Raw genomic sequence first — 12,415 nt, 5'->3', positions numbered from 1 at the left:
TTTTTGGTGAAAATTAAAACTTACATATATAGAAAATGGATCTATTTAGATCCATCTTTTTTCAATAAGAATTTGATGATCTATTTTCTATTGTCAAAAAAACAAAAGCACCCAAATGGATGCGTATAGATTAAACTTATTCATTATTACTTTCTCCACTTTGATCATCAACTGATTTCGAGTCTAACATGCTGCCTATATCAGGCGGTAAGGCTAGCTCTATACCAGCTACTGGTTGATTATCTTCATTAAACCATTGTTTCTTAAATTTACTCAATTCTTCATTTTTCTTATTTCCATCCATATTACCCCGCCTTTTATGTACGTGATATTAAATACTTTACTTAATATGTACATTGAGAAAGATAATATACGATTTGTACATAATGAATGAGCAACAACCCGTTGTGCCTATTAAAAATTAACACGTACATGCTACTCCTCGTTTTATTATCATATTAATGACAAAATATATGTGAGCTAAGTGACAAGTACGTTGTCATTTTATTCATATGAGACAAATACTTTTAAAGGAGTAATTATTCCTTGACTTAATTCCTCAAAACATTTTTCAAGTGCAGTATAATGAATTTCATGTTGAAAAATCTCTTCTATCCATGGCGTCTGTTCTATTTGACTAAAAAACCAATCTGCATGTTTTTGGTAACCATATCCATCACTTGAACCAATGATTTTCAATTCTTTTCGATAAAAGTCGGCGGTTAATGTTAAGTCTTCTATATTACCATCAGAAAGAATACATATCGCTCTATTACTATTAATGGCCTTTTGTAATGTGTGAAACCCTCTATTTGTAGCAGAACATTCCAAACCGTAATTATATGTTTCTATTATTTGTTTTTCTGAATCAAAGAGGTTTTTCGCACCAAACTTCTTTGCAAATTCTCTTCTATTTTTATTAGGCTCAACAACATCCACATGCTTAACACCTACATAGTATTTTAAGAAATAACAAGCGAGTAAACCGATAACTCCCAGTAATAAGTACTTTTTCATCCTGTCGCGGGTCTAGCTTCAATACCCCTTCAGCAGCATCACACGAAAGAATAGATAATAAAGCAACTTTAGGTTTTATATAACTAGGTACTCGAATTACTTTATCTCCCTTAACTATTCCTATCGTTTCATGTCCATAAAAAGAAACTACTTTATCACCTACGTTTAAATTTGTTACTTTATTACCAACTTGAATTACTTCACCATAACTTTCATATCCAGTTTTTTTTGGATAGATAGGATTTGTATCTGTAACATCCGATTCTTTATACTGTGGTAACTCTGCTCCAATACTTATTGCACCTGCAATTGTTTTAACGATAATTTCATTATCCTGTATAGACTTAATTTTACATGTTTTCCACTTAAGACGTTTTGGTCCTTCTAAAACTAATTTATTTTGTTCCATTTATACCCCTCACATTTTATAAAATATATTCTCACTAAATTTCAAACAATGTATAATAGATTCATCTAAAATTAAGCTATAAAGTTGGCTAGCAACCAACAGTGATAATATGATAATTGAATTTGATGGATATGAAATAAATGAGTATGTTATTGGCCTTACCTGCTCTATACACGAAATAAGAACAATGTATTTACATGTTAAAAGTGAAGAGTTATCTAACGAAGATCTTCTAAGCTTATTTTGTGTACGGTATCACTTTGAAAAATCCTCAAAATTACTACAAGAAGAAGTCCTAAGCGATGCTGTCATTGATTTAGATACAGACTATATTTATATCCCTAATAGATAACAATACACTAGATTTAAATGAGTAGAAATTACGATTCAGCTAAGTGTTTAATAAAATAAGTGAATGCCCAAATTAATGTCGCAAATTGAGTGACAAAATACATTGTCCATTCAAAACCAGTCAATTTTCTCTCTCGTTTCACTTTCTTTAAGTATCTGTAAAATATAAATGTACTTAAAAACATAAGTAATAATGATAATTGCTGTAAATCATCGACTATACGTACCCCCATAGACTCCATCACCCTCCCATTCAAAATAAATGCTATACTTTAAAGATATCATCTATTGGTAGTTTATTTCCATTTAAAACAATTATGTCCTAAACAAAAAGAGCACTCAACAATTGGGTGCTCTAAAAATTATTAACATAACACTTTTCTTCTACTTTTTATAACTCAGTTCTATCACTTTGGGTATATGATTGTTATCATATTTCCTTTTATAGAGGTAACGTCAGGAAAATACGAATATACAAAGTTAAGGAATTTTCATTACTTTATAACCATTTTTAAGTTATATTCAATAACCATGCTTTGACATTGTCTAGAGCATGGTTATTATTTAAACAAATATAAATCTGCTTAGTTGATTTTTTAGTTCATCAATTTATTGAATTCATTAACTGAAAGAAGTATTCAGGTTTGTGAGTTTTATTTAGGTTAAACCATGAATGTAATGTATCTGGTGCAAATATATCTAATTTTTTCAGTACTTCCATCGCAAATTCCAGAGGAGCTATTCCTGATGCAGTAACTAAGTTCGCATCAGATACCGCAGATCTCAACTCATAGAATTTTTCTCCTTTATAGTTAGGACATACCATTTTAGTGTATTCTAAATTATTAGTTGTATGCTTTCTAGTATCTAAGTATCCCCTATTTGCAAGGGCCTCAGTTGCACCACAAATTGCACCAACAATAGTACCAAACTTTAAAGCTTGGCCAACTCTTTCCAAGATAGGTTGATGAATCTCTTCACTCCAAGTAGTCCCTCCTGGTAAAATTAAAAGATCTTTACTCTCAAAAGTACATTCATCAAGGGAAATATCTGGTTTTATGCTCAGTCCCCCCATAGTAGTAATCATTTCTTTATTAGCTCCTACTGTAATTACTTTTAAAGGTACTAAATCTTTTTTAAAATATCTTCCTGAATTTAGTTCGGTAATTAAATATCCATATTCCCAGTCCGACATTGTATTAAATACATATAGAAAAACTTTTTTTGTTTGCATCCCATATCACTCCAATCACAATTGATATGGATATTATAATATAACTTCCCTGACAGTTAACGTCAGGGAAGTTATCATACTTCATGAAATTTTATTAATTCCGACAGAACTTCAATAAGTCTTTTCTTAAGACTTATTGGCTCAATAACTTTAATAGATTTATTGTACGGTAAAAGTAAATAAGGTACATATGTATGTATCATATCTTTTTCAAGAAGAAAAACTGCTTGATTTGAAGTTCGCACTTGTAAATAATGTCCTAAAAACCAATGTTGGCAAATATCATCCAATACACTTTTATCCCCACTAATAACCAAAGAAATAATCCCTTCCTTATCTTCTATAGTTGGAAGAAGATTTTTTATAAAAAAGTCACGTGCTGAAAAATTTTCTGGCCGGTTAAACTTATTTTCGGTTAGCATTAAATTTTCAATTCGATCTACCCTAAAACTACGGATATCATTCCTAAGATGACAAAATCCAATCACATACCACCTATTATTCCAATAGATAATTCTGTACGGATCGACCAATCTATAATTTAATTGCTTTTTCCCACTTTTATAATAAAGAATTTTTACTGAATACCCATCAGTTACGGCCTCCTCCAACTCCTTCAAAAAATGTTCCATAGAGGATGAACTAAATCGACTTATTACTTCTAGACTACTTAAATGTCGGTTTATCTTTGCTTCCTGCTCTTGATTTGAGTATTTACTTAGTTTTGAAATGGCCCTATTTAATGCTTCACCTCCATAATATCCGGCTTCTTCTGCAAAAACAGCAGCGTGAAATAGTGAAGTTTGCTCTTCAAAATCAAAAAAAAGAGGAGCCTCAATAAAATTGTTTAATAACGTGTATCCACCGTTATGTCCTGGTTCTGAAATTATAGGTACACCACTTGTTGAAATTGTATCAATATAACGATACACAGTCCTTATATTCATCTCTAACTTTTCTGAAATTTGTTTTGCAGTAATTTTTTTACCTGAGCGAAGCATCCATAGAATCGCTAACATATTATCAATTTTAGGCATGTAATTCCACCTCTCTATGGAATTTATCCCTTATTATATATTTCTGATTTTTAGTATAACTCATCAACTGTTCCTTTCCGATAGCTTTCTAAATAATGAGGCCCTAGACACATTTGTAATTTCACAAATTTGATTTACATTCATATCTACCTCTTCATAAAGCTTTACTGCATAATTCATTCCTGCATGATTTTTATAGTATTTCTTTAACCAACCTTTAAATTTTCCTTCTTTCTTATTCAGTTCAATACCTTTATGTTTCCACCTACGAATCAGATCACGTTCTAATTGGTTTATACCCGCCATAACCTTAATTAAGCATCGGCTTTAGGAATTATCTTCCAATAAATCGAGCCATGTATCTTTGAAGGATTATAATTATCATCCTTATTATAATATTTAGTTACAACAATAGCTTCAATTATTATAGCGATACACACAAACAAAAGAATTATTTTGCGTCTCACAACAAAGCTACTTATTCATTTTTTTCTTTTTTAAATTGGAAGGATATATGTTCCAATTGTTTGATTTCCTCTATTATTTTACGAATTCCTTCTTCAATCCTATCTTCCTTTACATTCGATACGTTTAACTTTAATAGTCTTTCTTTCGGAAAACCTCTCACATAATTTTTATCAATTGTATCAATACTTATTTGTTTTTCACTTAGTCTTTTGAAAAACATTTCTGAAATACTCGTTTTATGTAATTTTAAACAAGTATGAATTCCAATTGTATTATGCTTTTTATATGTGAATAAAAGTGGGTTTTCACTATGAGTTCTTTCTAGTGTTTCTGCTAATTTTTTAGATCTATTGTGATAGGAAGATTTAATTTTATTTTTATGACGTTCAAACATGCCACTCTTTATATAAATTTCTAAAGCAGCTTGAGATATCATTGGACTATCAATATCTAAAATTTTTTTATATGTATAAAAAGCATTCGCAATAATCGGTGGAATAACTGCTACACCAACTCGTAAACCTGGAAAAATAATCTTCGAATAACTTTTCAAATATATGACATGATTATCATGATTCAAGCTATATAACGGATCAGCTTTCGAATCCGTTTCTAAATCTGCTAAGTAATCATCTTCCACTATAAATACATTGTATTTCTTAGCCAATAGTACGATTTTTTCTTTCTCATCTTTAGAATAAGACGTTCCAAGCGGATGATGATATCTCGGTATCGTATAAAAGAATTTTATTTTTTCAGTTTGAAATATTTGTTCCAATTCATTCAAATCAATACCTTTATTCGTACGTCTAATACCGATTACAGGAACTTTATTTATTTCTAGATAATCAATATATAGATGATATGTTGGCTGTTCAATTAATACAGTTTCATTTCCATTCGGAAATGGTATGGAAGTTAATATAGCAAGTGCCTGCTGAACACCTGACGTTATAAAAATATTGTCTTCTTTCGTGAACACTTGATAATTTGCCAACTGTTTTTGAATGACTGGAATTAAAGATGGTAACCCTTTCGGTGTTCCGTATACGAACAAATCATTTTTATAAGTATCAATAGCCTTATTAATGCAATGCTGAAAATCTAAATATGGGAAAACATCTGGATCTGGTGCTGAAGAAGCGAAATCAATTATCTCGTTATTTTCTATGGTACTCCCAGATTTCTTAACAACGTAATATCCACTTTGAGGGACAGAATATATAATATGACGCTTTTCTAATTCATGAAGCGCACGTATAACTGTCGCCTTATTACATTCATATTGCGTAACGAGTGACCGTATAGACGGTAATTTCTTTCCTTCATTTATTTCTCCATTTTGAATCATATTTTCTATGTCGTTTAAAATATGTAAATACTTATACATATTACACCTCCTTCAGCAATTTTCTATTTAATTATATCGATTTTATATTCATATAGCATTCATTCCTCAATTAGTTAATTTTCCGATCATCTATATCGTAAATCCCAATAGCGTATGAATCATTTTCAATCCATTTCTTTACTGCTTCTGTTTTAAGTACCCCTTCAACTTCTTTTTCTATTTTCTGTCCAAGTTCTCTCGCCCCTACTTCATCATCGCTAATCTTAGTTTTTATATCAATGGTAACAGGTTGATTCTTTTTATAATTTATTTGCTGAATCCCAAACCCTTCATATCCATTCTTCCTGAATACGTCATCAAATATCTGTCCAAAAACTAACCCCCATCTATGTTCTGCATTTACAATCTCCTTGTTTCTTTGAGATATATTTACTTTATAGGACATAATACCTTGAATTTGCAATCTTTTATTAATTTCTTTTTTTATTTCGTTAGGATTTTCGCTATCAGCAATCTCTAAATCTACTATTCTTGCTTTTTCATCTCTTATAGCAGCACTAAAAAAAGATTCCTCCTTTACCGCTACTGTAGCAATATCCATCACTATAGAATCTTCACTTTTAGCATCTTCAATCTCATTCTCACAGGCACATAATAAAGCAAATGGAATTAAAAATACAAGTACCTTTGTTCCCTTTCTCATGTAGCACCCCTCCACACATTTTCATTTACGATAAACTTTTTACTTTGACATATAAATACCTTCTATAATTATTAAATTTAACATTATTTCACATTTTCCCCACTTAACAAGGGAATTACAATTAATAAATAGAATATCTCTATGAATAAATAAAAAGTGAGGGATATATAATGCAACGTGTAAATACGATTGATATTAGTAATGTACTACAATTGGAAAAAACTCTTTCGACTTTATTAAATAAGATGATTTCTTCAAAACTAGACCTTGAAAATTGGTTAAAAGAGCAGTCAAAAGTAATTTGGGAAATCGAAGAACAATTAAGATCACATTACATCGCCTTTCAATGTAATACGGATGATGAAGGAATAAAGGATACTTTTGAACATGATCAACAATTTGTAAAGCCACTTTTAAAGCGGTACCAAAATTTATTGGATAATAAATATTTAGAGTCACCTTTTCGAATGGAATTAGATTCTAACGTATATGGTTTGTTAGATGCAAAAATAAAAAATGCTCAAAAGTTATTTTGTGAGGAAAATATCGAATTAGAAATACAGGAAGACAAATTAGTCACAGAGTACTTTGAAATCACTGGAGGATTAAGTGGAATTTGGGACGGAGAAGAAAAAACGATAACAGAATTACAATCCTATTTACAAGATTCGAATCGTGACATCCGTAAAAAGGCAAAAACTATTATTTCTGAACAATTTTTATCTGTTGAAAAAGAACTCCAAAACATATTAAATCAATTAATTGAAATTCGCCATCAAAAAGCAAAAAATATTCAACTAGAGAATTATCGCGATTATATGTTCAAAAAATACGAGCGTTTTGATTATTCAGCGAAAGATTGCTATGAACTAGCCGAATCCATACGTAAATATGTTGTGCCTCTTAAAGATAAAATAATGCTAGAGAAAAAAGAAAAACTGCAAGTTGATACGCTTCGCCCGTGGGATGTATCAGCTGTAACTCCAGATCAAAAAGTACTTAAACCTATTGCAAATGAAAATGATTTAATTGAAAAGAGCACTCATATCTTTAATAAACTAGATGTTGAATTTTCAGCACTATTAAACCGAATGTATAAACACAATTGTCTTGATTTAACAAGCCGCAAAGGAAAAGCAGCTGGTGGCTTTTGTGAGTACTTACCAGCTTCACAATTATCTTATATTTTTATGAACTTAAATTATACACAAGATGATATTATCACTTTTATACATGAAATGGGTCATAGTATTCATAACGAACTCATAAAACCATTAAAATTACGACAGTATATAGAAATTCCAGCTGAAACAGCTGAACTAGCCAGTATGACAATGGAGTTATTCTCGCTTAATTATTGGGATACCTTCTATACAGACAAAAAAGATTTAAAACAAGCAAAAATTAACTTCTTTAAAGATGTTATTTCATATTTACCTATTATGCTTATTGTAGATCAATTTCAACACTGGCTGTATGAAAATCCAATTCATACTTCTGAAGAAAGAAATGAAAAATACTTACAACTTCAAAAACATTATCAATCTAGCGTCATACATATTGATGGCTACGAAAACTGGATAGCAACGAGTTGGTTACCTGTACTCCATATTTTTGAAGTACCATTTTATTATATTGAATACGCGATTGCCCAACTTGGGGCATTACAAATGTATAAACAATATAAAGAGGATCCTAAGCAAGCGCTAGAAAATTATAAAAAGGCATTATCACTAGGAAGCTCGCAATCTATAAAAGAAGTATATGATGCAGCCGGTATTCGTTTTGATTTCTCTGGTGAAACCATTAAAGAACTAATGCTATTTGTAGAAAAAGAATTAGAATTACTTGAGCAATTATAAGAAGAAAACTACACCTATATTTTAGGTGTAGTTTTCTTCTTCATTTTATTAATCAGTTCTATGTACTGAGTATCACCATATCCGATTGTTGGAAAAAGATAAAACAACTTTGTTAATAATTCTTGATTTGATAAACCTTTATTTTTAGAGATGAATTTCATTACGATATTATCTTCTTTTAGCATTTCTAAATATAAATCTATAGCTTGATACATTACAGGTGGTACTTTATGATAAGTCTTTTTATGGTTTACTAATACTTCATTGTATATAGTAGAATAATCCCCCAATTCAAGTTCAATTTGATTTACTTTAAATTCATCCTCCCTGAAACTATTTAAGTATACTTTCCCTTCATAGCACGACTGCTCAAGGTATGAAAGTAAAGTAAGTAGATTCATTTGGCAAAACATATCTTCACCGAACCATAAAACAATACATTTATACTTTTTCGCAAATAGATTTTCTAACGGATCTATAACTTTTTTTGCATAATTTTCGACTGAACTGTTATGACCTTCTGCTCTTATTTTAATAAACTCTTCATCAAAAACTTGTGCAGTAGCGCTATTTACACACATGGCCTCGTTAAATGAGGCATAATCAGACTCACCCATTAGCTCCTCCGTTTTAAATTCTTCATACATCATTTGACCATTCAATATGTTAAGTACATCTTTATCAAATAGCTCACTATTCTTATTACGTAACTGTTCAACCTCTAATTTTCTAGAAATATTCATTTTGAACTCCCCTTCTTTATTTATATTAAGTTTAACAAATGATTGAATAGGCATGTTGTTCGTTGGTATTCTCTTGGATTCATTCCAAAAACATTCTTAAAAGCTCTACTATAAGCCTCTTGCGAAGGATAATCATAATCCAATGCGATATCTATTATCTTTTTATCATTCGTCAGACCCTCCTTAGATAAATACAATTTCCTCAAAAGAATATAGCGCCTAATACTAATGCCTGTTACTTGGTGAAAATTAAAGGAACAATAATAAGGAGAATAGCCCATATAACGGGATAATTTATTTAATGAAAATTCTTCTTTTAAATTGCTCTCACTCCAATCAATTATCTGCTGTATATGTTCATTCATTTCTTATTTATAAGTATATAAGAGGTTCGTTTCTTTCTTTTGATACTTCTTGTGTTTTATAACCTGAGCCGTTCATTACTTCATTTTAAAGGAAATCAAACATAAAACACGAATGTTGTATATTAAGAATCTTTTAGTTCTCTAGTAAAAAATAAAAGTTTGGAAAGGACGTTACAATGAACGAGCTAGAAAAAGAAATACTTCAATTCATAAATGAACGATATCCATTAAATTTTATTAACATTAAACCTATAACGAATGAAATGTATCAATGTCTTACAGAACTAGATACATACTTCATTAGAATTACAAACTACAAAACATATGAAGAACAGTTAGAAGAAGTTTCATATACGAACTTTTTATATGAAAATGGTTTAGCAGTTCCTCCAATCATACATTCTCTTAATGGGAATTTAGTAGAGAAATTAACATTAGGCAAAGAACTATTTGCTGCATTATATAAAGCTGCGCCTGGTATACATTTACCAAGGTGCGAATGGAATTCTAAAATGTTTAAAAAGCTTGGTAAACAAATTGGAAAATTACATCGTATATCTAAAAACTTTGAAAAGATTAAACCAGTAAAACATATAAATGATTGGTATGAAAATGAAGAGTATAATTTTCTTAAGTATATCCCTAAAGAAGAAACTACTATAAGAGAAATTGCATCTGACGTTTTAACTTCTATAAAAAAGTTACAAAAATCCACTTCGAATTACGGCTTAATTCACGGTGATTTATGGTTAGAAAATATATTAGTTGAAAACAATTCAAACTTAACAATGATTGATTTTCAAGACTGTGAAAAACATTTTTACCTATTCGATTTAGCAGTGCCTATTTATAGTGCGATAGAATATTCATTTGCTGGAAATGGGAATATCGTTGACTATGAACATTCTATTACAGAAGCACTATTTGAAGGCTACCAAGAGGAAAATGAACTACCAAAAGAGATGATAGACAAGTTTCCATTATTTATTAAATTAAAGGAGATTTTTGAATATAGCTTAATGCATATGTATTGGGTTAAAGAAGAATTAACGGAGGAACAAGTACGGATTATGAACCTTTATAGGATGAAGATCGAAAATAAGTATACCTCTATCAATATTTAAGAGTGCTGTTGTTTAACTACAAGGAAACTTTGGTTAAACAACAGCATTTATTAATTTGCTGACAGCCTTTTTTATGACTTATAAATACTGATTCAATAATCTTTTCAAATACACTTCATTTTGCGGTGATACTTTTTCAGAAAATCTAGCTGCAATAATAATAGGAGCCCATTGAAAAACTTCATCTCTTGATAAGCCGGTACGACTGCAATATATACGTAAATACATCTCAGCTAATTCTACCGAAGATTGTGAGTACAACAAGTATGTTCGAAATACATCTGCGCGAATATCACCTGAACTTGCATCTACCCAGTCTATAACTTTCACTTTCTCTTCCTTACTCAAAATCAAATTAAATGGATGGAAATCTCCATGACATAGCCTAAAATCAAATGTAATAGAATCTAATTTTTGTAATATATTCTTCTTTTTGCTTTCATCCAATTTATGTACAGATTTAATTTGACGCTCTAACCTTTTCCTCATTAACACAAAGGCCGATATAACGCTCTGCCTCATTCAAATTATTAAGCAGGAGATCACCAATGTTCTCCCCTTTTACATATTCCATAATAATTGCCTGTCTATCGTGTATCTTTTTCACTTCAAATACGTTTGGAACTGGCAGCCCGCATGAATAAGCATATTTTTGTTTGTTTGCTTCATTCATAGACTCTGTATCTGGGAGGTAATCTTTAAATAATTTTACAACCTTATCATCAGTTAAATAAATTTCTGCTGTTTTCCTTTTGCAATTGGATTACCTAAAACCACTTCATTTCTCCCCTTAACATAAATTAAAATAACACCTTATACCTCTCTTTAAATTCACTATAATCCTAGCTAAAACCTTCTTCACGAATATACAAAAAACTTACCGCTTTCCATCCTTAAATAGAAAGCGGTAAGTTTAATTGTTTAGGAATATCAGAATGAAACTCTGATGTATGCACAATTGAAAATGTATATCCTTGCTCAATAAATGATACTTCATTACATTTCCATTCAAATGATACACCATTTTTCTTAAAGTTATTTTGGATTCGCTGTAAAAATGCGACGTCTGGTGTTCCGAAAGAAACGTGTACTTTCGGTGATAGAGCTTTCATGGCGATTGGAATCCAAGGTCGCTGCCACCAAGTTGCGACGACATAAGCAGTGCCACCAACTACAAAGTTAAAAATATCCCCGTCTTCCATCGTTTTCATATTTAGATTTGATTTCAGCCATTCCCTAAAAATAGGTACACTTTTAACAGGAAGACCAATTTCCCTTACATATAAAATGTTTAAAGGTGACTGCGGTACTAATACATCTTCTTTAACATAACTATGCGCGATAATTTCGAGTAGATTTCCATCTCCGTCTTTAAAGTATAAATTGAATCGACCATCCTCTTCATCAATTATATGACCATCTTTCCATTTCGCAATGAGTAATCCAGACTCCTCAAGCCATCTTGCTGTTTCATGAAATTTTGAATATGGGATTTCAAAAGCAAAATGTGCAGGTGCAATTGGTTCATACACTTCTTGAAAACTAATTGTTGTATAAGGGGTTACTTCAAATTGAATGAAGGATGCTGTTTCTTTTTTTATTGGAAGAGATAATATGTCCTTATAAACTTGTTTTACCCCTTCTATGGAAACCGTTTGTAGTTTTATATCTGATATATGTGTAATCACTTTACATTCCTCCTCATTTCTTATTATCTATTCGTATTGTATTACACTTATAAATAGATAAAA

Annotated in this window: 12 protein-coding genes and 3 pseudogenes; 3 read left to right on the top strand and 12 right to left on the bottom strand. The window is 30.6% G+C overall.

Annotation, left to right across the window (positions count from 1 at the left end; translation table 11 throughout):
• Window positions 1–136: 136 nt before the first annotated feature.
• Complete coding sequence (locus tag NST27_RS12440; protein WP_000348947.1) at window positions 137–304, bottom strand: hypothetical protein; 168 nt, start codon at window positions 302–304, stop codon at window positions 137–139.
• Between the two features lie 200 nt (window positions 305–504).
• A pseudogene (locus tag NST27_RS12435) lies at window positions 505–1,426 on the bottom strand (alcohol dehydrogenase catalytic domain-containing protein).
• A 109-nt stretch (window positions 1,427–1,535) separates the two neighbouring features.
• Between NST27_RS12435 and NST27_RS12430 the strand changes: the two are divergent.
• Window positions 1,536–1,778 (top strand): hypothetical protein, encoded by a 243-nt coding sequence (locus tag NST27_RS12430; RefSeq protein ID WP_009326972.1) that lies wholly within the window; start codon window positions 1,536–1,538, stop codon window positions 1,776–1,778.
• 28 nt (window positions 1,779–1,806) lie between these two features.
• On the opposite strand, the gene NST27_RS12425 is transcribed toward NST27_RS12430, so the two are convergent.
• From NST27_RS12425 to NST27_RS12400, 6 genes and pseudogenes are all read right to left on the bottom strand, one after another.
• Window positions 1,807–2,010, bottom strand: coding sequence for a hypothetical protein (locus tag NST27_RS12425; protein ID WP_000538966.1), 204 nt, complete (start codon window positions 2,008–2,010; stop codon window positions 1,807–1,809).
• 371 nt (window positions 2,011–2,381) lie between these two features.
• Window positions 2,382–3,011, bottom strand: a complete 630-nt coding sequence (locus tag NST27_RS12420) for a type 1 glutamine amidotransferase family protein (protein ID WP_001193606.1) — start codon at window positions 3,009–3,011, stop codon at window positions 2,382–2,384.
• 74 nt (window positions 3,012–3,085) lie between these two features.
• Window positions 3,086–4,048: a helix-turn-helix transcriptional regulator gene (locus NST27_RS12415; RefSeq protein WP_001124137.1), complete on the bottom strand. Its 963-nt coding sequence runs from the start codon at window positions 4,046–4,048 to the stop codon at window positions 3,086–3,088.
• A gap of 63 nt (window positions 4,049–4,111) precedes the next feature.
• Window positions 4,112–4,420 (bottom strand): annotated as a pseudogene (locus tag NST27_RS12410) (helix-turn-helix domain-containing protein); the annotation flags it as partial.
• Window positions 4,421–4,526: 106 nt separating this feature from the next.
• On the bottom strand, window positions 4,527–5,906 hold the full coding sequence (locus NST27_RS12405) for an aminotransferase-like domain-containing protein (protein ID WP_000280115.1): 1,380 nt from the start codon (window positions 5,904–5,906) through the stop codon (window positions 4,527–4,529).
• A gap of 70 nt (window positions 5,907–5,976) precedes the next feature.
• Complete coding sequence (locus tag NST27_RS12400) at window positions 5,977–6,570, bottom strand: DUF4030 domain-containing protein (RefSeq protein WP_001225462.1); 594 nt, start codon at window positions 6,568–6,570, stop codon at window positions 5,977–5,979.
• Between the two features lie 170 nt (window positions 6,571–6,740).
• On the opposite strand from NST27_RS12400, the gene NST27_RS12395 reads away from it, so the two are divergent.
• Window positions 6,741–8,432 carry a M3 family oligoendopeptidase gene (locus NST27_RS12395; protein WP_001190038.1) on the top strand — a complete coding sequence of 564 codons (1,692 nt, stop codon included), beginning with the start codon at window positions 6,741–6,743 and terminating at the stop codon, window positions 8,430–8,432.
• A gap of 14 nt (window positions 8,433–8,446) precedes the next feature.
• Here NST27_RS12395 and NST27_RS12390 read toward each other — a convergent pair whose 3' ends face one another.
• Window positions 8,447–9,175 (bottom strand): hypothetical protein, encoded by a 729-nt coding sequence (locus NST27_RS12390; RefSeq protein ID WP_033689750.1) that lies wholly within the window; start codon window positions 9,173–9,175, stop codon window positions 8,447–8,449.
• Window positions 9,176–9,195: 20 nt separating this feature from the next.
• Window positions 9,196–9,456 carry a helix-turn-helix transcriptional regulator gene (locus NST27_RS12385; RefSeq protein ID WP_233276706.1) on the bottom strand — a complete coding sequence of 87 codons (261 nt, stop codon included), beginning with the start codon at window positions 9,454–9,456 and terminating at the stop codon, window positions 9,196–9,198.
• A gap of 260 nt (window positions 9,457–9,716) precedes the next feature.
• Here NST27_RS12385 and NST27_RS12380 point away from each other — a divergent pair, with 260 nt between their 5' ends.
• A complete protein-coding gene (locus NST27_RS12380) occupies window positions 9,717–10,664 on the top strand; it encodes a phosphotransferase enzyme family protein (protein WP_001003813.1) in 948 nt (315 codons plus the stop codon).
• Between the two features lie 78 nt (window positions 10,665–10,742).
• Here NST27_RS12380 and NST27_RS12375 read toward each other — a convergent pair.
• A pseudogene (locus tag NST27_RS12375) lies at window positions 10,743–11,441 on the bottom strand (phosphotransferase family protein).
• A 116-nt stretch (window positions 11,442–11,557) separates the two neighbouring features.
• Window positions 11,558–12,352, bottom strand: a complete 795-nt coding sequence (locus NST27_RS12370) for a VOC family protein (RefSeq protein ID WP_000627944.1) — start codon at window positions 12,350–12,352, stop codon at window positions 11,558–11,560.
• Window positions 12,353–12,415: the final 63 nt, after the last annotated feature.

This window comes from Bacillus sp. FSL W8-0770, from assembly GCF_038008705.1.
Lineage (GTDB): Bacteria > Bacillota > Bacilli > Bacillales > Bacillaceae_G > Bacillus_A > Bacillus_A cereus.
Note: the sequence above shows the minus strand (reverse complement) of the source record. Positions and strands in the feature narration are given on the sequence as shown.